Source organism: Rhizobium sp. No.120, from assembly GCF_054558365.1.
In genome coordinates this window covers 140,785-161,057 of record NZ_BAAJNQ010000002.1, presented here as the reverse complement: position 1 = coordinate 161,057, position 20,273 = coordinate 140,785, and the positions used below count along the sequence as shown (strand labels likewise).

At 59.9% G+C, this 20,273-nt stretch carries 22 protein-coding genes, 1 tRNA gene and 1 pseudogene; 11 read left to right on the top strand and 13 right to left on the bottom strand.

Annotated features, from left to right (window positions below):
• Positions 1-62: 62 nt before the first annotated feature.
• Together lepA and ACYJRZ_RS06460 are read left to right on the top strand one after the other, a co-directional pair.
• Positions 63-1,895 (top strand): translation elongation factor 4, encoded by a 1,833-nt coding sequence (gene lepA / locus ACYJRZ_RS06465; RefSeq protein WP_092714740.1) that lies wholly within the window; start codon positions 63-65, stop codon positions 1,893-1,895.
• Positions 1,896-1,948: 53 nt separating this feature from the next.
• Positions 1,949-2,062 (top strand): annotated as a pseudogene (locus ACYJRZ_RS06460) (type II toxin-antitoxin system CcdA family antitoxin); the annotation flags it as partial.
• Between the two features lie 23 nt (positions 2,063-2,085).
• Here ACYJRZ_RS06460 and ACYJRZ_RS06455 read toward each other — a convergent pair.
• A complete protein-coding gene (locus ACYJRZ_RS06455) occupies positions 2,086-2,541 on the bottom strand; it encodes a GFA family protein (RefSeq protein ID WP_459457252.1) in 456 nt (151 codons plus the stop codon).
• 95 nt (positions 2,542-2,636) lie between these two features.
• Positions 2,637-3,371 (bottom strand): type 1 glutamine amidotransferase, encoded by a 735-nt coding sequence (locus ACYJRZ_RS06450; RefSeq protein WP_459457250.1) that lies wholly within the window; start codon positions 3,369-3,371, stop codon positions 2,637-2,639.
• A 226-nt stretch (positions 3,372-3,597) separates the two neighbouring features.
• Between ACYJRZ_RS06450 and ACYJRZ_RS06445 the strand changes: the two genes are divergently transcribed.
• Positions 3,598-3,891, top strand: a complete 294-nt coding sequence (locus ACYJRZ_RS06445) for an Rdx family protein (protein ID WP_034514177.1) — start codon at positions 3,598-3,600, stop codon at positions 3,889-3,891.
• Positions 3,892-3,910: 19 nt separating this feature from the next.
• Here ACYJRZ_RS06445 and ACYJRZ_RS06440 read toward each other — a convergent pair whose 3' ends face one another.
• Positions 3,911-4,339 carry a BA14K family protein gene (locus ACYJRZ_RS06440; RefSeq protein ID WP_459457248.1) on the bottom strand — a complete coding sequence of 143 codons (429 nt, stop codon included), beginning with the start codon at positions 4,337-4,339 and terminating at the stop codon, positions 3,911-3,913.
• 189 nt (positions 4,340-4,528) lie between these two features.
• On the opposite strand from ACYJRZ_RS06440, the gene ACYJRZ_RS06435 reads away from it, so the two are divergent.
• A complete protein-coding gene (locus ACYJRZ_RS06435; protein WP_459458661.1) occupies positions 4,529-5,950 on the top strand; it encodes a phosphomannomutase in 1,422 nt (473 codons plus the stop codon).
• Positions 5,951-6,042: 92 nt separating this feature from the next.
• Positions 6,043-6,127, top strand: a tRNA-Leu gene (locus tag ACYJRZ_RS06430).
• Positions 6,128-6,363: 236 nt separating this feature from the next.
• On the opposite strand, the gene ACYJRZ_RS06425 is transcribed toward ACYJRZ_RS06430, so the two are convergent.
• Entirely contained in the window at positions 6,364-7,434 is a 1,071-nt protein-coding gene (locus ACYJRZ_RS06425) for a phosphatase PAP2 family protein (RefSeq protein WP_459457246.1), read from the bottom strand.
• Between the two features lie 253 nt (positions 7,435-7,687).
• Here ACYJRZ_RS06425 and ACYJRZ_RS06420 point away from each other — a divergent pair, with 253 nt between their 5' ends.
• On the top strand, positions 7,688-7,816 hold the full coding sequence (locus ACYJRZ_RS06420) for a hypothetical protein (protein WP_459457244.1): 129 nt from the start codon (positions 7,688-7,690) through the stop codon (positions 7,814-7,816).
• Positions 7,817-7,870: 54 nt separating this feature from the next.
• Here the strand turns inward: ACYJRZ_RS06420 and ACYJRZ_RS06415 are convergent, their stop codons facing one another.
• Entirely contained in the window at positions 7,871-8,137 is a 267-nt protein-coding gene (locus tag ACYJRZ_RS06415; RefSeq protein ID WP_459457242.1) for a DUF982 domain-containing protein, read from the bottom strand.
• Between the two features lie 2 nt (positions 8,138-8,139).
• Positions 8,140-8,325, bottom strand: a complete 186-nt coding sequence (locus ACYJRZ_RS06410; RefSeq protein WP_459457240.1) for a hypothetical protein — start codon at positions 8,323-8,325, stop codon at positions 8,140-8,142.
• A 167-nt stretch (positions 8,326-8,492) separates the two neighbouring features.
• On the opposite strand from ACYJRZ_RS06410, the gene ACYJRZ_RS06405 reads away from it, so the two are divergent.
• Together ACYJRZ_RS06405 and ACYJRZ_RS06400 are read left to right on the top strand one after the other, a co-directional pair.
• Positions 8,493-8,675: a hypothetical protein gene (locus ACYJRZ_RS06405; RefSeq protein WP_459457238.1), complete on the top strand. Its 183-nt coding sequence runs from the start codon at positions 8,493-8,495 to the stop codon at positions 8,673-8,675.
• Positions 8,676-8,686: 11 nt separating this feature from the next.
• Positions 8,687-8,896, top strand: coding sequence for a hypothetical protein (locus tag ACYJRZ_RS06400; RefSeq protein WP_459457236.1), 210 nt, complete (start codon positions 8,687-8,689; stop codon positions 8,894-8,896).
• Here the strand turns inward: ACYJRZ_RS06400 and ACYJRZ_RS06395 are convergent.
• Genes ACYJRZ_RS06395 through ACYJRZ_RS06385 form a run of 3 tightly spaced genes read right to left on the bottom strand, consistent with a single transcriptional unit; the run spans position 8,893 to position 12,505 of the window.
• On the bottom strand, positions 8,893-10,812 hold the full coding sequence (locus ACYJRZ_RS06395; protein ID WP_459457234.1) for a beta-N-acetylhexosaminidase: 1,920 nt from the start codon (positions 10,810-10,812) through the stop codon (positions 8,893-8,895). The genes ACYJRZ_RS06400 and ACYJRZ_RS06395 overlap by 4 nt on opposite strands.
• 24 nt (positions 10,813-10,836) lie before the next feature.
• A complete protein-coding gene (locus ACYJRZ_RS06390) occupies positions 10,837-11,613 on the bottom strand; it encodes an SDR family oxidoreductase (protein WP_459457232.1) in 777 nt (258 codons plus the stop codon).
• Positions 11,614-11,641: 28 nt separating this feature from the next.
• Positions 11,642-12,505 (bottom strand): MurR/RpiR family transcriptional regulator, encoded by an 864-nt coding sequence (locus tag ACYJRZ_RS06385; protein ID WP_459457230.1) that lies wholly within the window; start codon positions 12,503-12,505, stop codon positions 11,642-11,644.
• Between the two features lie 262 nt (positions 12,506-12,767).
• Here ACYJRZ_RS06385 and ACYJRZ_RS06380 point away from each other — a divergent pair, with 262 nt between their 5' ends.
• The 3 genes from ACYJRZ_RS06380 to ACYJRZ_RS06370 are packed head-to-tail and all read left to right on the top strand — an operon-like array spanning position 12,768 to position 15,857.
• Positions 12,768-13,253 (top strand): hypothetical protein, encoded by a 486-nt coding sequence (locus ACYJRZ_RS06380; RefSeq protein ID WP_459457228.1) that lies wholly within the window; start codon positions 12,768-12,770, stop codon positions 13,251-13,253.
• An 11-nt stretch (positions 13,254-13,264) separates the two neighbouring features.
• On the top strand, positions 13,265-14,740 hold the full coding sequence (locus ACYJRZ_RS06375) for a M81 family metallopeptidase (RefSeq protein WP_459457226.1): 1,476 nt from the start codon (positions 13,265-13,267) through the stop codon (positions 14,738-14,740).
• Position 14,741: 1 nt separating this feature from the next.
• Positions 14,742-15,857: a D-TA family PLP-dependent enzyme gene (locus ACYJRZ_RS06370; RefSeq protein ID WP_459457224.1), complete on the top strand. Its 1,116-nt coding sequence runs from the start codon at positions 14,742-14,744 to the stop codon at positions 15,855-15,857.
• Positions 15,858-16,036: 179 nt separating this feature from the next.
• Here the strand turns inward: ACYJRZ_RS06370 and ACYJRZ_RS06365 are convergent, their stop codons facing one another.
• From ACYJRZ_RS06365 to ACYJRZ_RS06350, 4 genes are all read right to left on the bottom strand, one after another.
• Positions 16,037-17,170, bottom strand: coding sequence for an ABC transporter ATP-binding protein (locus ACYJRZ_RS06365; RefSeq protein ID WP_459457222.1), 1,134 nt, complete (start codon positions 17,168-17,170; stop codon positions 16,037-16,039).
• Between the two features lie 86 nt (positions 17,171-17,256).
• A complete protein-coding gene (locus tag ACYJRZ_RS06360; protein ID WP_459457220.1) occupies positions 17,257-18,486 on the bottom strand; it encodes an extracellular solute-binding protein in 1,230 nt (409 codons plus the stop codon).
• Between the two features lie 36 nt (positions 18,487-18,522).
• Entirely contained in the window at positions 18,523-19,380 is an 858-nt protein-coding gene (locus ACYJRZ_RS06355) for a carbohydrate ABC transporter permease (protein WP_459457218.1), read from the bottom strand.
• Positions 19,377-20,264, bottom strand: coding sequence for a carbohydrate ABC transporter permease (locus ACYJRZ_RS06350; protein ID WP_459457216.1), 888 nt, complete (start codon positions 20,262-20,264; stop codon positions 19,377-19,379). The genes ACYJRZ_RS06355 and ACYJRZ_RS06350 overlap by 4 nt, the downstream gene beginning before the upstream one ends.
• Positions 20,265-20,273: the final 9 nt, after the last annotated feature.

Genomic DNA, 20,273 nt, shown 5'->3' with positions numbered 1-20,273 from the left:
AACGTGAAGATAGCCGCCAAAACCCCGCTTTTCCGCTTTGCGGCGCGGGGCGGCGCTGCTATATGGCGCGCATGAGCACCAATTCCACTACTCCGCTTTCGCATATCCGCAACTTCTCGATCGTGGCCCATATCGACCACGGCAAATCGACGCTGGCCGATCGCCTGATCCAGACGACGGGCGGCCTTGCCGAACGCGAGATGTCGGAGCAAGTGCTTGACAATATGGAGATCGAGCGCGAGCGCGGCATCACCATCAAGGCCCAGACGGTGCGCCTGCACTACAAGGCCAACAATGGCGAGACCTATATTCTCAACCTGATCGACACGCCCGGACACGTCGACTTCGCCTATGAAGTCTCGCGCTCGCTGTCGGCCTGCGAGGGCTCGCTGCTGGTGGTTGACGCCTCCCAGGGCGTGGAAGCGCAGACGCTAGCCAACGTCTATCAGGCGATCGATAACAACCACGAACTCGTCACCGTCCTCAACAAGATCGACCTGCCGGCGGCCGAACCCGACCGCATCAAGGATCAGATCGAGGAAGTGATCGGCATCGACGCCTCCGACGCCGTGCTGATTTCGGCCAAGACCGGCCTTGGCATCCCCGACGTTCTCGAAGCTATCGTGCACAAGCTGCCGGCGCCGAAAAGCGCAGGTGGCGAAAAGGCACCGCTCAAGGCGCTACTGGTTGACAGCTGGTACGACACCTATCTCGGCGTCATGGTTCTCGTGCGCATCATCGACGGTACACTCACCAAGGGCCAGACCATCCGCATGATGGGCACGGACGCGAAATACCAGATCGAGCGCGTCGGCGTTCTCACGCCGAAGATGGTTGCCGTCGACAGCCTTGGCCCCGGCGAGATCGGCTTCATTACCGCTTCGATCAAGGAAGTCGCCGACACCCGCGTCGGCGATACGATCACCGAAGACAAGCGTCCGACTGCCGAAGCGCTGCCGGGCTTCAAGCCGGCACAGCCTGTCGTGTTCTGCGGTCTCTTCCCGGTCGATGCCGCCGATTTCGAGGATCTGCGCTCGGCCATGGGCAAGCTTCGCCTCAACGACGCCAGCTTCTCCTTCGAGATGGAATCGTCCGCCGCCCTCGGCTTCGGTTTCCGCTGCGGCTTCCTCGGCCTGCTGCACCTCGAAATCATCCAGGAGCGCCTGGAGCGCGAGTTCAATCTCGACCTGATCGCGACGGCGCCTTCCGTCGTCTATCAGCTTACCATGACCGACGGCACAGAGATCGAGCTGCATAACCCGGCCGACATGCCCGACGTGGTCAAGATCGCCGAATTCCGCGAACCGTGGATCAAGGCGACGATCCTGACGCCGGACGATTATCTCGGCTCGATCCTGAAGCTCTGCCAGGACCGTCGCGGCATCCAGACCGAGCTGACCTATGTCGGCAACCGCGCCATGATTACCTATGACCTGCCGCTCAACGAAGTCGTCTTCGACTTCTACGACCGCCTGAAGTCGATCTCCAAGGGCTACGCCTCCTTCGACTACAGCCTGACCGACTATCGCGAGAGCGACCTCGTCAAGATGTCGATCCTCGTCAATGCCGAGCCGGTGGATGCGCTCTCCATGCTGGTGCACCGCTCGGCCGCCGAAAAGCGCGGCCGTGTCATGTGCGAAAAGCTAAAAGACCTGATCCCGCAGCACATGTTCCAGATCCCGATCCAGGCCGCCATCGGCGGGCGCATCATCGCCCGCGAGACGGTGAAGGCGCTGCGCAAGGACGTGACCGCCAAGTGCTACGGCGGCGACGCCACCCGCAAGCGCAAACTGCTCGACAAGCAGAAGGAAGGCAAGAAGCGCATGCGGCAGTTCGGCAAGGTCGAAATCCCGCAGGAAGCGTTTATCGCCGCGCTGAAGATGGGGGATGAGTGAGCGACTCGAAGAGCGGTACCTCACCTCCCATTGAAGATAAGGCCGCTCGCGTCAGCAAGATTGAGCGCGAGCGTCTCTGGTTGATCGAAAATGCCGAGGCGATTGCAAAGGCAAATGCCTATGTCGAAAGACATGGTTTGCCTTTTGCACGATACCGTCAGTTCTGACAGCGGGCTTCACCACGTCAGCCTTACCCCTGCCCCATATACTCCCTCGTCAGCCCCTCATACTCCTCCATCGCCGGCAGCGCGGCATAGCTATGCTTGGCCGGCGTCGTCACCCATGGCAGCTTTTCGCTCGTCCAGGTCTCCATGAAGGGCGTGAACCAGGTGGCGTCGTCGAGCATGGTGGCGCGGATATTGACGAACCAGTCGACGCCTTCGAGCTTCGTAAATAGCCAGCTCATGCAATGCGGGCAGAAATAGTGATGGATGACATCGCCGTGCAAGCCGCCGATGACAGGCTCGCCTTGCGTCACCTCGAAGCCTTGCGAGGGGATGGCGGCGCTCAGCGAATAGGGGCCGCCGGTCATGCGCTGGCAACCCGTGCAGTGGCAGGCCATGGTGAGCATCGGCTTGGCGCTGATCTTCAGCCGCACCTGCCCGCAACGGCAACCGCCCTCGCTCGGTAATTCCAGCGTGCTCATGATGTCATTTCCTCCCATGTCATGAATTATCGACGCGCGGCACATCGCTGTCGGATTCGACTGTCGCGCGATTAACTAGAGATTCTTTACGATCCTCAAGCCTCTGCGACCTGGGGAAGTTTCGCCTCAGCGCCAATCGTCTGCACCCAGGCCCTTGCGATGGCAAGGCCGGCCGTTTCGGCTGCCGCCGCATGCTTGGCGACAAGTTCCGGATAGCGATCGAGCCAGCCCGGCTCCTTACGCTCGATGGTGTCCCTGAATTCGCCGCGCCAGCGCTCGACCACGGCAGCATTGGCCTCGAAGTGGAATTGCGTGCCATAGGTGGCACGGCCGATGCGGAAGGCCTGGTTCGGCGTGACGCCATTGGCGGCAAGGCGCGTGGCTCCATCAGGCAAGGTAAAGGTGTCGCCATGCCATTCGAAGATGGTGAATTCATCGCCGACATCGGCGAGCAACGGGTCCCGCTTCCCCTCGTCAGTGAGGCCGATCGTCTTCCAGCCGAATTCATGGGCGGTGCCGAGCAGATTTTCGGCCTCGTAGGCACGCGCCAGGATCTGGCTGCCGAGGCAGATGCCGAGCACGGCCTTGTCCTCACCCTCGAAGCGGCGCATCAGCCGCGCCAGCTCCGGCAGATAGGGATGGGTGTGGTCGTCGCGGGCGCTCTGTTCGCCGCCGAGCACAACCAGAGCGTCCCAGGACCTCGTTTCCTTCGGCAAGGCCTCGCCGCCCCAGGGGCGAAACCAGTCGATCTCGGCTCCGGCCTCTTCGAGCGCAATGCCGAGAGCGCCGAGCGGGGTGTTCTTCATATTCTCGATGATGGCGACGCGCATACCGTTGATTCCCGAGCAATGTTACCACCGGAGATGAGCATGAGGCGGCAGGAGAGGCAAGTGGCCAGAGCGTTTCAACACTCAACGGAAATGTCGAACCACTCCGGCCGTCTGTCCTTGCGCAATTCCGGACGGAAAACCGCCTGGCACTTTTCCTGGAATTGCTTTGGCTTGCAGCGGACTAAAGTTGAACCTAAATCTCAGCAAACAACGAAGGATCAGGACGATGAGCGACAAGCCCCGCATCACCATTCTCTATTGCACCCAATGCAACTGGCTGCTGCGCTCCGGCTGGATGGCGCAGGAGCTGCTGCAGACCTTTACCGACAGTCTCGGCGAAGTGGCGCTGATACCGGGCACCGGCGGTGTCTTCGAAATCCGCATCGATGGCGAGCTTTTATGGGAGCGCAAACGCGATGGCGGCTTCCCGGGGCCGAAGGAGCTGAAGCAGCGGGTGCGTGATGTCATCGACCCTGAACGTGATCTCGGCCATACCGACCGCGCGTCGCTGGAGAGCTAAGTTCCTGCTGCTCGGGGCATCAGTCGAAGGGCGAACGGCAAGGCCGGGTGCCGTTGTTGATCGTCGTATAGCTGTCGGTGCCGGGATTGTAGGTCCGGTAGCGCTCGGCGCACCAGGTCTGATGCCGCTTCAGCTGCTGGGCCGCCGAGGGATAGACCGTTCGCGGCGGCGGCGTAAAGGTTTCGCGCGGAGGAACCTGAACTCGCGGGCTGCCAAAGCGGTTGAGGCCTCCGTTATTGGGCGGCGTGATCGGAAGCGGTTGACCTGGGCGGGTGTAGAACTGCCGCTCGCCGAAACCGAAGCAGCCGCGGGAATCGCAGATCACGGTATTGGTGCGCGGCGGAGTGATGAGCTTCCGGGAGTCCGAGGCGGCTGTCGCGAAATCCACCTGCGACAGCGAGGCAAGCGCGAGGACGCAGCCAAACGCGATCCTATGAAAAGCAGCCATGACATACTCCTGTTCCGGACGCTGCGAACCTATGGCGGGCGGCCGCACCTCTTATCTTAGTTGGGGTCATGACGATGGCAAAACCAGTGCTGCCGCAACCGGAACCTATCGATCCACGATGAGTTGATCGCCGCCACCGCTTGCGCCATAACAGCCCGACCATTGCAAGGGAGATTGCCTGTGAGCAGCTTGAAATTCGGCACCAGCGGCCTTCGCGGCCTATCCGCAGACCTCACCGGACGGGCATCGGCGCTCTACGCGACGGCCTTTGCCCGTCATCTGCTGAAAAACGGCCATGCCAAACCGAGCGACCTCATCCTCGTCGGCCGCGATTTCCGCGAATCGAGCCCGGCGATCTCCGCCACCTGCATCGGCGCGCTGAAGCGGGCCGGCCTGACGCCGATCGACTGCGGCACATTGCCAACGCCGGCGCTGGCGCTTTACGGCCTGCAGCTGAAGGCAGCCTCGCTGATGATCACCGGCTCGCACATCCCCGCCGACCGCAACGGCATCAAATTCTACCGGCCAGACGGTGAAATCGACAAGCGCGACGAAGTGGCGATCAGCGAGGAGGCGCTTGCGATCGGCGATACAGTGCTCGACGAAACGCCTGCCGAGGCGGAAAACCGCACGGCCGAGACGGAGGCGCTGTTCCTGGAGCGCAACAAGGGCCTGCTGCCACCAGGCAGCCTCGCCGGCCTCACCATCGGCGTCTATCAGCACAGCACGGTGGCGCGCGATCTCTTCGGTCAGGTACTGACCCATTACGGCGCCCGCGTCGTGCCGCTCGGCCGCTCGGAGAGCTTCATTCCGGTCGATACCGAAGCGGTCTCGGCCGAGACCATCCGCCTCATGAAAGCCTGGGCGCCGGAACATGGGCTGGATGCCATCGTTTCGGCTGATGGCGACGGTGACCGGCCGCTGGTCGCGGACGAAACCGGAGAACCGCTGCGCGGTGATCTGCTTGGCCTCATCGCGGCAAATTTCCTCGGCGCGCAAGTGGTCGTCACGCCGGTCACCTCCAATTCCGGCATCGAGGCCGCCGGTTCCTATGCCGTCACCCGCACCCGCGTCGGCTCTCCCTATGTGATCGCCGGAATGGACGAGGCCATTGCGGCCGGCAAGGCCAATGTCATGGGCTTCGAGGCCAATGGCGGCACGCTGACATCAAGCCGCTTCACCGTTGAGGGAAAACCTTTCGAGCCGCTGCCGACGCGCGACAGCTTCCTGCCGATTCTCGCGACGCTCTACGCCGCCGCCAAGGCACGCAAACCGCTTTCGGCCGTTGCCGGCAGCTACCGCCTGCCCTTCGCCGCCGCCGACCGTCTGGAGAATTTTCCCGTGGAAACCAGTGCCGCGCTAATGGCCTATCTGCGCGCCTCCGACGCCAATCTTTCGGATTTCCTGAAGCCGATCGCGACGGTGGCTTCCAAGAGCGATATCGACGGCCTGCGGGTGACACTTGTGGATAACCGAATTATCCATTTCCGCCCTTCCGGCAATGCCCCGGAAATGCGCTGCTACGTGGAAGCATCGAGCGAAAGCGAGGCAAAGGCCCTGCTGGAACAGGGGCTTGGCCTGATCAGCGCATGGGCCGCAGCCCGGGTTTGACCCGGGCTCCACCCGCTTTTTTCACGATTGCCACGAAAACTTCAAAAACCCTGTTGACACCGGACGGCCACCCCCTTACATGCGTGTCCGTCGCCCAGATGGCGGAATTGGTAGACGCGCAGGTTTCAGGTACCTGTGCCGCGAGGCGTGGAGGTTCGAGTCCTCTTCTGGGCACCATTTCCCTTTTCAATTCGGTTTATTCCTATATGGATTTTTTTAAATCCATATGTTTGAAGCCGTTGAGATCTCCACCAAATCGGGATTTCTTATTTCAGGTTCTGCCAATCCGATTTCGCCGGAAGCAGTGGGATCACGATAGATCTACGACTCCGACAACCGCTCTTGATTTGGCGAACGGCTCATTCGGTTTCCAGTTGCCGATGAGCTCTTCCGGCATGATATTCATACTTTGATTACGAGCCCGACGGGCAACGCAAAACCTGCATCTCCGGTGAATATCCGGAGGCACCCTCGCTATCCGGCCGATTGCCAGCGTCAGTTTCCAATATTTTTCCCGTTCCGTACCAGATCATACTGACCGCTATGAGCGACACGACTCCGTCCGAGACGTAATGCCAGCCGGTACAGACCGACATGAAAGCGATCGCGGCAAAGAAACCCCAAGCAATGATACCCAGCCAGCGATTGAGGCTCGCCAGAAAGAAGGCATTTAGCGCGGCAACCGCCACATGAATGCTTGGCATGGCGCTGATGCCGCTGCCGAGATAGGGCCGCCCACTCTGATACGCCTGGAACAAATAGTTGGAGACCGGCCATGTATCCGAGACATTACTCAGACGCTGCATGGAAGTGGCAAGATCGGCAAAACGATCGCCACCGTAAATTCGATCATAGAAAATGGGGCCGACTGACGACAGCGCCATAGCGAGAATAGTTCCGCAAATGATCAAAGTCAGAGCGTGAGCAAGCAGATATCTGGCACCGCTCTTCCGATCCGACCAAAAGCCAACGAAAACGAACATAGCGAACCACATCACCTGCCAGGCGATTTCATACTGGAACGCCAGAATAGCAAGCGTCGGCCTGTTGAGTATCATGTGAGCGAAGACCCATGCGTCAGCGCCCAAGATGGTTCGATCTATGCTGGCCAGCAGAGGATCGGCATAGAAGGGCTTGATTTCGGGGATCGCGATCTTGAAAGTCGTGAAAGCCGTAAGGAACAGCAGGAAGCACATGACAATGGCCGCCGTCTGCAATCCACCGTTGTGAAGCATGCGCACCGCGCCCCGCAGTGGGGCCTTCTTGTCTGTCAGAATACCTCCGGCGATCAGGCTGACGAACAAAATCGTAGCAATGCCGATAGGCAATGTCTGGGCATAAATGCCTAGCAAAGTGAAATAGCGGAAGGGCCAGACGACCACTGCGAGCCCAACATATGATGCGCAAACGCCGAAGAGCGCAGCCCAGCACCGGCTTGCACTGCTCTGTGCTGTTACTGCGATGGAAGGGGACCGGCCCGACATGAACTCAAACTCTTAAATTGAGACGGTGAAATGTACCTTGAGTTGCGTTACCAATTGGTTTTTGCTTTCACTTGAAGCACGGATCTGCAGATGATTTTCTTGGGTGCGAATATATGCCGTTCTCATGGTAGTTATTCGTCCGAAGCGGGAAGCTTTCCAAACGACTCTCCGAAACGAAGCACGAGCCAGCCCGCAAACGGTTGACTGTCGCGACCGCCGCGACGTAGTAAAGAGAAACCTCGAGGGATTTTTGATGGATCACAAGAGCGACTGGTACGATCTCATCGTCGGCAACGGCAATGTCAATGAAGGGCTGGTGAGGATAATCGGTTTCATCCTCGCCGTGATCGTGATCCTCAGCCTAATCTTCTGGATGATCTGAGGGGTTTCGATCCGGATGGTCCGCGCGCTTCACTACGTCTGTTGCATATCGGATCTAGTGAAGGCTCCCAGGGTCCGGCCTGACGCTAAGCCCTGCCTCTTGTGCTGCCTCCAGAAAAGCCTTCCGCGATTCCTCCGCGGAGGCCATGCCGAGCACGGCATCGAGGCATATGAGCACAGCCTCATCCACAACAGGCCCGCCAACCACCGGCCATTCTTCGCTCAAGCAGTTCGCCGCATCGAGTGCATTGGTTATGATCGCATAATTCCCGGCGCCGCCTAGATCGACTATGACGGGATTGTTCCAATCACCATACTCCATCCTCACGCCTCCTCGATATCGAGCGTGATCAATGCCGCTATCAGAAGCGATCCGGTGCCGTCCCATGCGGTGGTTGTCCTGTAATAATGCATGAAATCAACTCCTCCCTGACGCCATGAGGCGATAACGGGAGCGGCGGCGAGAAGTTCCTGGGCGCAGATCTGCCGCCGGATTTTCTTGAGCCTCATCGGCTCGTCCCGCTCACCGAAGGCTTCTTGCCATGCATTGGTGCCGATCACTCCTCCTGCGCTTCGCGCTATGCGCAAACCTCCATCCCATTACGGCGCTAGCTTCCCCGCTTCCGACTGGTTAACTTTTGAAGCAGGGAGGTGAGACGAATAAGGGGAACAACAAAATGGACCACGTCTACAATCTGCTCTGGCTTGCCTTCAGCGTCGCTCTTCTCTTCGCCGCATTGAACCGGCGGCTAGCCGGAGATTTCGTCACCATGTGGTATCTACTCGTCATCACAGCCGTAACTGTGACGGCCTGGGCAGGCTTTTTTCCGACCGATATGGCGAACCTGCGGGCTGGCTAATCTGCGGCCGCATGTCCACGCCGATTGCGGCAGCCGCCGTTTCGTTGCCTGCAAAAAAGCCGCCGAAATCTCTTTCGGCGGTTTGGAATATGATCGAAGGTCTGGCGAGCGTTCTAAAGTGGGAAGCGATCTTTCAGATTCGCTTCCCACACTTTAGGTCTTTGATTTTGCGCATGTCGTTGTCGCAAAACCGCTGCACACTTTTGCGCGACATGCCCTAAAGCTTCGGGCTCAGCGGCACGATGGCGGCAAAGCGCAGCCAATCCTTCTGCGCCTTCGGCGTCCAGGCGGCCTCGGCGATGGCCGGTAGGCGCGGAAAAACGAGGCGGTTGAAATAGTCGCGGGAGATAAAATTTTCCTGCCAGATGCAGGCCTGCACGCCCTTCATCAGGTGCTTCAGCTCATCGGGAAAATCACCCTCGGCCTCGTAGGCATAGGTATGGGCGGGCGGCACCGTTCCCGCCCAGCTCGCGCCCGGTTCCTGCCAGGCATCAGCCTGCACCATGTCGAGGTAATAGGCCTGGCCCGGTGTCATAACGACTTCATAGCCTTCGCGTGCCAGCTCGATGCCGACCTCCGGCTTTTCCCAGGCCATGAGCAAAGTGCCTTGAGGATCGACACCACCGCCATGGGCAACTTCGTTCCAGCCGGCAAGCTTGCGACCGCGTTCGGTGAGCATGGTCTTGATGCGCTTCAGGAAATAGGACTGCAGCGCGAATGTCCCCGATATGCCTTCCCTGTCCATCAGCTTGCGGGCTAAAGGTGAAGCAAGCCAGGAACCATTGGCGACCTCGTCGCCACCGATATGGATATATTCGGAGGGGAAGAGCTCGACCATTTCGTCAAAGACCTTGACGAGAAACTCGTAGGTTAGCTCGATGGCCGGGTTCAGCGCATTGTTCGGGAAGCCTTGTACGGAATGATAGCTGTCGGGAGCTTCCTGCCCATCCGTCAGGTCAGGCAGGGCGACGAGGGTCGCGGTACTGTGGCCGGGGATGTCGATTTCCGGGATCACCTCGATGCCGAGCGCGGCGGCATGGGCAACGATCTCGCGAACGTCATCCTGCGAATAGAAGCCGCCGACCGGCTCGGCGGCATTGCCAAGCTGCGGCAGCAGCGGCTCGTCCGGCCCGCGCAGCACCCCCGTGGTGGTCAGCTGCGGATAGGCACGGATCTCCAGCCGCCAGGCTTCGTCATCGGTCAGGTGCCAATGGAAGATGTTGAGCTTCAGCCAGGCAAGAATGTCGAGCAGGCGAAGGACATCGTTCTTCGGGGTGAACTGCCGGGAGACGTCGAGATGGCAACCGCGCCAGCCGTAACGCGGCCGGTCGGCGATCTGGCCCGATATCGGAAAGCGGAACTTGCCAGGCTCGCGCCGCGCGCCATCGAGAAGCTGTGCCAGTGTCGTCAAACCGTATAGACGGCCCGCCTCGGAGGAGAAGGAAAGCACGACTTCATCGCCGGAGAAGGAAAGCTCATAGGCTTCGCGCGCAAGTGCAGGCCGTTCGACAAAACGTAGCGCCCTGCCCTGCGGTGCGGCGATGAGGCTGAAGGGAATGTGATTGGACGGAAAGAGGCGCCGGAAAAGCGCCTGCGCGGCAGCGAGCGCCTTGACGCTTGCGGCATCGGAACCTTCGGCCGGATAGAGTGCAACCGGAAAATCTTCGCCCGGCTTGACGTCGATCTCCGCCGGCCAGGGCTGGATCGCGTAGGGAAGCTCCAGCTTGCCTTCGGGCAGCAGCGCCGGCGGCGGCTCACTGACGCGATCGGCAAGCAACAGGTCCGAGGTGAAGACTGTGATGTGCGTGCCGTCTTGCAGCGTCACATAGGCGGATTTGGCGCCGTCGGTGCAATGGCGCGCTATGCGGTGAAGTGCAGAGACGGTAAATGTCCAGCTTCCTCCGGGTGCGATGGACAGGCCGGGCGGCGGCGCAAACTCATGAAAATTGGCATTGCGGCGCACGAAGACGGCGTTGTCGCAGGCTTGGGGATCAACGAGGCGCGTCAGGGTCGTGTAGGCGAGACGGAAATTCGAAAGAGGCGCATCCGAGAAATTGAAAAGCGTCAGGGTCAGCCGACCGTGCTTTCCGCCCTCGGGCGACCAGGTGTTTTCGAGATGATAGGAGGAAGGCTGCATGATGTTCCCCTTTGGCAGTGCGCTTCAATAATGTTCGGATTGCGAGAAGGTGTGGGCGAGTTCCGCCTGGCCCGCCGTCAGGCCGCAATCGACCGGCAAGCAGACGCCGGTGATCGCCGCGGCAAGCGGGCTTGCGAGAAATGAGACGGCATTGGCGACATCGACGGGATCGACGACGCGCTGCAGCGCGTACCAGCGTTTGGCTTCTTCGAAGACATTTGGATTGGCCGCAGCACGGACTTCCCAGGCCTGAGTGCGCACGGTACCAGGCGCGACCGCATTCGAGCGGATGCCAAACTTGCCGTATTCGACCGCAACCAGCCGGGTAAAATGCAGAAGCCCGGCCTTGGCGGCGCTATAGGCCGGATGGCCGAAGACGGCCATGCCGTTGACGGAGGCGATATTGATGACCGACCCCTTAGACGCCTTCAGCATATTCTCGACCGCGCGGAAGCAGAGGAAGGCTGCCTCGAGATTGAGGGCGTTGTCGGCGCGCCAGATGGCGGGCGTGGTATCATGAAGGCTGACGGCGCGGGCTGCACCGGCATTGTTGACGAGCGTCTTCACCCCACCGAGATCCGATGCGGCCCTGGCCATGGCAGCGACGTCGTCATCCCCGGTGATATCTGCCTTGAACGTGACGAAACGCTCCGCCGGCCCAAGTTCTCCCGCCGCCTTCTGCATGGCAGCCTCGTCGATATCGACCAGCAGGATGATATCGTGGTCATCCGCCAGGCGCTTTGCGATGGCCCGGCCGATATCACCGGCGGCCCCTGTCACGATGGCAACGGATTTGCTCATATGCTTCCCTCTAATCAGATCTTGAATACTAGTCCCCCAGCAGCTGGCGATCGTCGCCATCACGGTGAGTGACGAGCTGCTGCTTAATACGGCGCAGCGTCACGGTAGCTTGCGGCTGGATACGATAGGCGACCAGACTAGCGAGAATATCCACCACAGCGAGATAGGCGATGCGGGTCGATGTCGGCCGATAGATATTGTCACCTTCCGGAAGATCGACCGGCAGCGTGATTTCCGCAGCATGGGCGACCGGGCTGTCGCTCTGCGTCAGCGCGATGGTCGGCACCTTGGCTTCGCGCGCCAGCGTGAAGGCGCGCACCAGCTCGGCGTTACGGCCGGAGAAGGACGAACCGATCAACACGTCCGTCGGCTTGGCGGCGGCGGCCATCATCAGCTGCATGCTGTGGTCGGAGCTCGCGGTAATGCGAAGGCCTAGCCGGAACAGGCGGTTCTGCAGCTCGGTCGCGATCATCGAGGAATTGCCGCCGGAGCCGAAGGCATAGATCATTTCGGCGCCGGCAAGCCGGTTCGCCGCCCGCTCGATGGCAGCGACATCCAGGCCACGATGCAGCAGGAAGAGTGCATTCTGCGCCTTTGTAATAATATCCTGGGCAACGTCGGCCGGGGCAATGCTCTTCGGCTCGGGCTTCAGATAGCGCATGCCGACATAGGCGGTGCGTGCGAGCTGCACCTTGAAATCGGAAAAGCTCTCGCAGCCTAGCCGCCGGCAGAAACGCGTCACAGTCGGCGGCGATACATCGGCCTTGCCGGCCAGCTCGATGATGGAAGCATTGACGGCGAATTCGAAATCATTGAGGACGATATCGGCGATGCGGATTTCCGATTGTGAAAGCCGGCCCCTCTCTTCCTGCATGGTCGTGAAGATATCCATCAGCCCCCCTTTGTCGCTGGTTCACCCACGTTTGACACGTAGTCAGCGACGCGATCCATCTCAATCTTCCCGATCCCCTCGGCATCTGTGGACAGATGCGGCTCGTCATTCGTTCCCATTTCGCCGGAACCGTGACATGCGATGGCCACCATGCAGTTCCTGCAAATTATTTTCTTGATAAGTTGACAAATGACCATAGAAAGCGGAATTTGACCAGTGAAAATCGCAAATTATGAAAAGAATTTAAATAACGGCGGATACCATGCGTGATCCTTTCAAGAATCCCTTCCCTGCAAGCGATACCGCCAGGCATTCGATCTGGGAGATGCTCGTTCCGCGTGACATCGATGCTTTTCTTGCTGGCGACTGGTCGAAGGTCGCGGGCGATTTCGTCGAGGAAGGCTTCATCGGCATCGACGGCAAGCGCGAGGTCAGTCCGGATAAATGGCGTCTCGCCTTCCCGACGCTGTCAGCCTATCGCGACGAGTGGCTGCGCCAGGCGCGCGACTTCGCCACCCAATCCTTTGCCGAAGACCCGCGCACTGCCATCTTTACCACGACGACGCTCGAAGACATCGAAATTGAGGGCGAAATGGCGCTGGTGCGCAAGAAGTTCGACGGCAGCCTGAAGAAATCGGATGGCGGCATCGACGTTCTGAAGTGGCAGACACTTTACTATTGCCGCCTGCATGAAGGACGCTGGAAGATCTGCGGCTTCACCGGCTACCTGCCGAATCCCATGGAATAGAGGCGACAGCGTTGCGCATTTTCACCGCGGCCCTCGCGACCGAGACAAATACTTTCTCCCCCATCTGCGTCGACCGGCGCGCTTTCGAAGCCTCTCTCTATGCGCCGCCCGGCACGCATCCGGAAACACCGACGCTGTGCTCGGCACCGATCACCGTCGGTCGGCGCATTGCGGCGGAAAAGGGCTGGGAGGTAATCGAGGGTACCGCCACCTGGGCCGACCCGGCCGGGCTTGTCAATCGTCATGCCTATGAGGAACTGCGCGACGAAATTCTTGAGCAATTGCGTGCGGCGATGCCTGTCGATGCCGTTGTTCTCGGACTGCACGGCGCCATGGTTGCGGACGGCTACGAGGATACGGAAGGTGATTTCCTATCGCGCGTGCGCGAGATCGTCGGGCCGGATATCCTGCTCTGCGCCGAACTCGATCCGCACAGCCATCTGACGGCAAAGCGTCTCGCGGCCGCTGATTTCTTCGTCTATTTCAAGGAATTTCCGCATACGGATTTCGTCGATCGCGCCGATGACCTCTGGCGCATTGCCATCGATACGCTGGAAGGCCGCGTGAAGCCGGTCATGTCCGTCTTTGATTGCCGCATGATCGATGTCTTTCCGACCTCGCGCGACCCCATGCGCTCCTTCGTCGACAAGATCATGACGATGGAAAAGAGCGACACCGATATCCTGTCCATTTCGGTCATTCACGGCTTCATGGCGGGCGATGTAGCGGAAATGGGCACGAAGCTGCTCGTCGTCACCGATAACAAGCCGGTTAAAGGCTCTGAAATCGCCCGCAATCTCGGCCTGGAACTCTTCTCAAAGCGCGGCACCTTCATCATGCCACAGATCGACGAGAAGCAGGCGGTGAGCGAGGCGATGGCTGCTGCGTCGGGGCCAGTTGTCATCGCTGATCTCTGGGACAATCCCGGCGGTGGCACGGCAGGCGACGCAACGGTCATCCTGCAGGAATTGCTCGATCGCGGTGCTACCGACACGGCGATCGGCACGATCTGGGACCCGATGGCCGTGCAGATCTGCATGGCTGCCGGCGAAGGCGCGGAAATCCCGCTGCGCTTCGGCGCCAAATCGGCACCGGGCACGGGCAACCCCATCGACGGTCTCGTCAAGATCGTTCGCCTTGTTCCGAATGCCGAGATGCGTTTCGGCGAAAGCTTCGCTCCGTTCGGCGATGCCGCACATATTCAGCTCGACGGAATCGACATCATCCTGAACTCGACGCGCGCCCAGAGTTTCGATCCGAGCCTGTTTTCCGTCATGGGCATCGACCCGACAACGAAAAAGATCCTGGTCATCAAATCGACCAATCATTTCTACGCCTCCTTCTCCAAGATCGCATCGCAGATCCTTTACTGCTCCGCGGGAACGCCTTATCCCAACAATCCGGCGCGCACGCCTTACCGCCGTGCGCGAAAGGATATCTGGCCGATGGTGGCGGATCCCTTTGCAGAAGAACGGAAAGACGCCTGACATGGCTGCCAGTATCGCTCACGACATCGCAGTGGAAATCAGCCCCAAGCCCGGCAACCGAATCGAAGAACTTTCGACCCCTCGCCCGATCATCGACGAAGACCGGCTGGCCGCGAATATTGCGCGCGTGCAGTCCTACATGGATGCGCACGGACTGAATTTCCGCCCTCACATCAAGACGCACAAAATCCCTGCGCTGGCACGCGCCCAGGTCGCCGCCGGCGCCAAGGGCATCAATTGCCAAAAGATCACCGAGGCGGAAGTCTTCGCCAATGCAGGTTTCGAGGATATCCTAATCACCTTCAATATCCTCGGGGTTGAGAAGCTCGCACGCCTTTCGGCTTTGAACGACCGCATTTCCGGCCTGAAGGTTGTGGCCGACAGCACCGTGACGGTTGACGGACTCTCCGATTGGTTCGCCGCCCGCAAGCCGCTGACCGTGCTGGTCGAATGCGATACCGGCGGCGCGCGCTGCGGCGTCCAATCGCCTGCGCAGGCGGCCGCTCTCGGCAAGCATATTGCCGGCAAGCCCGGTCTCGTCTTCGGCGGCTTGATGAGTTATCCGAAGCCAAACGATGCAGCCGCGACACAGGCTTTCCTCGTTGAAGCCGTAGCGCTGCTGAAGAATGATGGCATCGAATGCCCGATCGTCAGCAATGGCGGCACACCGAGCCTTTTCGAGGCTCATCTCGTCACGGCCGCCACGGAGCATCGCGCCGGAACCTATATCTATAATGACCGCTCGATGGTGCGTGCGGGCCATTGCCGAGAAGAGGATTGCGCCATGCACATCCTCGCCACCGTCGTTTCCCGCCCGACCGAAGACCGTGCCGTCATCGATGCCGGTTCGAAGGCTCTGACCTCGGACCTTCTCGGTTTTGCCGATTACGGTCAGGTGGTCGACTATCCCGACGCTGTCATCAAGGGGCTATCGGAAGAGCATGGTGTCATCGATCTGTCGAACTGCGCAGGCTCCCGCCCGCAGATCGGCGACAAGATCCGCATTATCCCGAACCACACCTGCGTCGTTTCCAATCTCTTCGACCAGATGGTGTTCCATCGCGATGGCGTTGTGACCCGCGTAGAAGAGGTGGCGGCTCGCGGTTTGGTCTGGTAAGGCGATCCGCCATCCGCGGGTTGCATTCGGGGCCACCCTCGTCCTTCGACAGGAACATGATGAAGGCTGAGCAAGCTCCGAGCATAAGCTGGGCGAGATTGATCAGCCCTCCTGGTGAGGAGGGCCCAAAGGGCCGTCTCGAACTACGAGGGCGATGGGTTGCTTCCAGGCCTGCTCCCTCAGGAGGCGGCTCGGTTTAGCAGGTCCATATCGATTTCAGCCAGTTCCACCCGCCGCTCGAATGCCTGCCCATTCTCGTCGAAGAGGTGGCAATCGGCGAGGCGGATACCTGTCTTGAGCGGGGCGTCCATGCGGATGGCTGCACTGCCCTCCAGCGTCGCACAGAAATTCTCATCGATGCCATCAGCCGTGGCGTAGGCGACTGTCTGCGCCCCGAGCCGCTCCACGACCGTCGGAACGATGGTCAGGGTCAGATCGCCGTCTCCGAGCTGGACATGCTCCGGGCGGATGCCGAGCGTCAGCGGCTTGCCGACAAAGCCGGGGCGCGGCGTCACGGGCAACAGACCCTTCTGGCCCTTGTAGTCCACCTCCACGCCCGCATCGCTGACGCCTGTGCACGTTACGGGCAGGAAGTTCATCTTCGGATTACCGATGAAGCGGGCAACGAAGGTATTTGCCGGCTTATGATAAAGCTCCAGCGGCGCGCCGACCTGCGATATCTCCCCGGCATTCAAGACGACGATCCGGTCCGCCATGGTCATGGCCTCGACCTGATCGTGCGTCACGTAGATCATGGTTGCCTGCAGCTGGCGGTGCAGCTTCGCGAGCTCGATGCGCATATCGGCACGTAGCGCGGCATCGAGATTCGACAGCGGCTCGTCGAAGAGGAATATCTTCGGCTCTCGCACGATGGCACGGCCGATGGCGACACGCTGGCGCTGACCACCGGAAAGCTGGCCGGGCTTTTCCTGCAGGCGTTTATCGAGGTGTAGAATGCGCGCTGCATTCTCGACCTTGGCCTTGAGCTTGTCCTCTGCCATCTTCTCCACCCGCAGCGGGAAGGCGATGTTCTCGAACACCGACATATGCGGATAGAGAGCATAGGACTGGAAGACCATGGCGATGCCGCGCTTGACGGGCGGCAGATCATTGACGCGGGCGCCGTCGATCTTAATGTCGCCGCCGGTCACATCGTCGAGACCTGCGATCATGCGCAGCAAAGTCGACTTGCCGCAGCCGGACGGACCGACAAAGACGATGAATTCACCGTCATTGACGTCGAGCTCCACCCCCTTGATGACCTCGAAATGACCGTAAGATTTTTTGACCTGATGAAGGTGCAGCTTTCCCAAACTCTGTCTCCGCGCGGCGCCGCCATTTAGCGGGCAGGGCTCCAAAGGCGCCGCGCGCGATGCGCGCGGCCCGGTGACTTGCAGACTTACTTGTACTGCTCGAGATCAGCAGCGGCCTTCTTCAAGGCATCCGCCGGCTGAGCCTGACCTGTCACGACCGACTGAACCATGGCGATCATGACATTCTGGAAGCCCTTATAGTCCTTGAACAGCGGCTCGGGACCACCATAGGCGATACCGTCGATGAACGGCTTCCAGGAAGGATCCTTCTTGACGAACTCGTCAACCATCGGAGACGGGCGCAGCGGCGTGAGGCCGGCACCGCCCTGGAGTTCGTACTCACCCTGCGGGCCGGGAGACGTGATGAACTTGGCGAATTCGATCGCCTTGTCCTCGACGCCAGACCCCTTGAAGACGGCAAGGCTGTCGGTGATGAGCAGCGTGCCCGGACCTTTTGCCGACGGGCCGAGCGGCAGCGGTGCCACACCCCAGTTGATTTTCGTTTCCTTTAGGCGGTAGGCAGCGCCGGAGCCGGCTTGGAGCATACCGACCTTGCCATCAAGGAAGATGGCGCGCATTTCGTTCTGCTCGTAGGCCGTCGGTCCTTCGACCGAATAGGGCGTAATGTCCTTGTAGGCCTGAAGGGCTGCCAGAACTTCGGGGCTGTCGAGGGTGATCTTATCGCCGTCGATGACCTTTCCGTTGTTGGTGTAAACCCAGTGCAGGAACTGGTGCATGGTATTATCGAAGGTTTTGGCCGAGAGGCCGTATCCGGGGATGCCGGTCTTTTCCTTGATCGTCTTGGCGTCGGCGATTTCCTCGGCCCAAGTGGTCGGCGGCTTCTCGGGGTCAAGGCCGGCCTTCTTGAAGAGGTCCTTGTTCCAATAGAGCGCCTTGGTCGAGAAAGCGATCGGCGTACCCCACTGCTGTCCATCGATAGTGACCGTATTTACGATCCCCGGATAATAGGCCTTCTTCTCGTCGTCCGTCATCGGGATCGGAACGATCAGATCGTTGTCAGCGAACTGCTTGAGCGTACGGGAACCGACATAAGCCATGGCGACCGGCGTGCCGGCTGCAGCGAGCGTCGTCGCCTTGTCCTGGCACAATTCCCATCCGACGAGTTCTGGCTTGACGGCCCAGCCCGGATTCTTGTCTTCCCACTGCTTGATATATTTCACATGGATCGGATCGATGCTGTCGCCACAATAGATCCAGCTGATCTCCTTGTCGGCCGCCTGGGCGTTCACAGCGCCAAGCGCGGTGGAGCCGAGCAAAGCAAGGGCAAGAAGCCCCGTCTTGAAATGGAATGTCACGTTTAAGCTCCCGTTCTCTCTGGTGGTTGATTGATTTTATTGCTTCACCGCGCCGGCGGTCAGTCCGCTGACGAGATACCGTTGCAGAAGGAAGATCACGACCAGAGCCGGCGCGATGCCGACGAAACTTGCGGCCATGAGTTCGTTCCAGACGACTTCCTGCCGGCCGAAATAGGCAAAAAGCCCTACCGGCAGCGGCATGTATTCCGTTTTCGAATTGAAGGTAAGAGCATAGATGAACTGCTGCGCGTAGGCCTCGATGAACGAGGAAATCGCAACGACGACGATGCCGGGCATCGCGATCGGCAGGATGACGCGGCGCAGCGTATAAAACTGGCTCGCGCCATCCACATAGGCTGCCTCATCCAGCTCACGCGGGATGCGGCGGATATAGGTGTGCAGCAGCCAGATCCCGGTGGGAATGATGAAGGCCACTCCCGGGACGATCATGGCAAAATAGGTGTTCAGCACGCCGAACGAGCGCATGAGCCGGAATAGCGGGATGAGCAGCACGGCGCCGGAAAACATCTTGACGGCAAGAAAGGCACCCAGCAACAGGCCAGATCCCTTGAACTCGAAACGCGCGAAGGCATAGGCCGCCGGCACGACCAGGATCAGCACGATGATGGTAATCGTGCCAGAAACCAGGAACGAGTTGAAGATATACCAGCCGAAACCCGGCACGCTCGTCCACATGGTGCGGTAGGCCGCAAAAGAGCCGTTCTCGGGAATGAAGCGGTAAGGCGAGGAAAAGAGCTGGCTAAGCGGCTTCAGCGACACCAGGAACCCTTCGATGAAGGGCGCCAGCACGAAAGCCAGAAACAGCAGGATTCCGGCATAAATGCCGATAAGCTCATACCATTTGTAGCGATGAATCATCGAAGGGTGGCTCATCGCTGCTTGGCTCCCATGGAAAAGCGGCTGGTCAGGCGAAAATAGGCAAGGCAGAAGAGCGACAGGAAGATGCAGATCAGCACCGCACGCGCAGCACCCTCGCCATATTTGTAGGAGCCGATCGCCGTTCGGTAGGTGTCGATGATCATCGTCGTCGTTTCACCGTTCGGACCGCCGCGAGTCAAAATCCAGATGATGTCGAAGGAATTGAAGGTCGAGATCAAGGAAAGCATCGACATGGTGACCAAAGACGGCACCAGCAGCGGCAGGGTGATGCGACGGAAGCGATAGAAACGGCCGGCGCCATCCGTCCAGGCCGCCTCATAGAGATCGTGAGGAATCGCCTGCATGGCCGCCAACATATAAAGAGTAACCATCGGCACGCCGATCCAGACGTCGGTGACGATCGTCGCCCAGAAAGCCGAGCTGCCGTAGGCGAGGAACGCGACCGGGCTGTCAACAATGCCGAAGCGTTGCAAGAGGCCGGAAATCATGCCGAACTGGCCATTGTACATCCAGCCCCACATAAAGATGCCGATCGCCATCGGCACGATCCAGGGCGGCATGGTCAGGACACGGAAGAGCGCGCGGCCCGGAACGGCCGAGTTCAAGAGCGCCGCTCCCCACGTGCCTATGATCATCTTGATCGACACGGAGAAGAAGGTCCAGATGAAGGTGCGGACGATAACGCCTGCGAAAGTGTCGTTGAAGATCTTCGCGTAGTTCTCGAAACCGACCCAATTCGTCACCTTCTTCAACGACGCATCGGTGAAGGACAGAATTATCGTGTCGACCAGCGGATAGGCGACGATGACGGTGACATAGAGGAGAGCCGGAAAAAGCAGGAGCCAGGCGAAGATGACCGTGCTGCGTTGAACACCCATCCCGCGCCC

Coding starts and splice junctions, on each gene's coding strand:
- lepA (WP_092714740.1), top strand. CDS start 63: ATGGCGCGCATGAGCACCAATTCCACTACTCCGCTTTCGCATATCCGC.
- ACYJRZ_RS06455 (WP_459457252.1), bottom strand. CDS start 2,541: ATGAGCACGCTGGAATTACCGAGCGAGGGCGGTTGCCGTTGCGGGCAG.
- ACYJRZ_RS06450 (WP_459457250.1), bottom strand. CDS start 3,371: ATGCGCGTCGCCATCATCGAGAATATGAAGAACACCCCGCTCGGCGCT.
- ACYJRZ_RS06445 (WP_034514177.1), top strand. CDS start 3,598: ATGAGCGACAAGCCCCGCATCACCATTCTCTATTGCACCCAATGCAAC.
- ACYJRZ_RS06440 (WP_459457248.1), bottom strand. CDS start 4,339: ATGGCTGCTTTTCATAGGATCGCGTTTGGCTGCGTCCTCGCGCTTGCC.
- ACYJRZ_RS06425 (WP_459457246.1), bottom strand. CDS start 7,434: ATGTCGGGCCGGTCCCCTTCCATCGCAGTAACAGCACAGAGCAGTGCA.
- ACYJRZ_RS06420 (WP_459457244.1), top strand. CDS start 7,688: ATGGATCACAAGAGCGACTGGTACGATCTCATCGTCGGCAACGGCAAT.
- ACYJRZ_RS06415 (WP_459457242.1), bottom strand. CDS start 8,137: ATGGAGTATGGTGATTGGAACAATCCCGTCATAGTCGATCTAGGCGGC.
- ACYJRZ_RS06410 (WP_459457240.1), bottom strand. CDS start 8,325: ATGAGGCTCAAGAAAATCCGGCGGCAGATCTGCGCCCAGGAACTTCTC.
- ACYJRZ_RS06405 (WP_459457238.1), top strand. CDS start 8,493: ATGGACCACGTCTACAATCTGCTCTGGCTTGCCTTCAGCGTCGCTCTT.
- ACYJRZ_RS06400 (WP_459457236.1), top strand. CDS start 8,687: ATGTCCACGCCGATTGCGGCAGCCGCCGTTTCGTTGCCTGCAAAAAAG.
- ACYJRZ_RS06395 (WP_459457234.1), bottom strand. CDS start 10,812: ATGCAGCCTTCCTCCTATCATCTCGAAAACACCTGGTCGCCCGAGGGC.
- ACYJRZ_RS06390 (WP_459457232.1), bottom strand. CDS start 11,613: ATGAGCAAATCCGTTGCCATCGTGACAGGGGCCGCCGGTGATATCGGC.
- ACYJRZ_RS06385 (WP_459457230.1), bottom strand. CDS start 12,505: ATGGATATCTTCACGACCATGCAGGAAGAGAGGGGCCGGCTTTCACAA.
- ACYJRZ_RS06380 (WP_459457228.1), top strand. CDS start 12,768: ATGCGTGATCCTTTCAAGAATCCCTTCCCTGCAAGCGATACCGCCAGG.
- ACYJRZ_RS06370 (WP_459457224.1), top strand. CDS start 14,742: ATGGCTGCCAGTATCGCTCACGACATCGCAGTGGAAATCAGCCCCAAG.
- ACYJRZ_RS06355 (WP_459457218.1), bottom strand. CDS start 19,380: ATGAGCCACCCTTCGATGATTCATCGCTACAAATGGTATGAGCTTATC.
- ACYJRZ_RS06350 (WP_459457216.1), bottom strand. CDS start 20,264: ATGGGTGTTCAACGCAGCACGGTCATCTTCGCCTGGCTCCTGCTTTTT.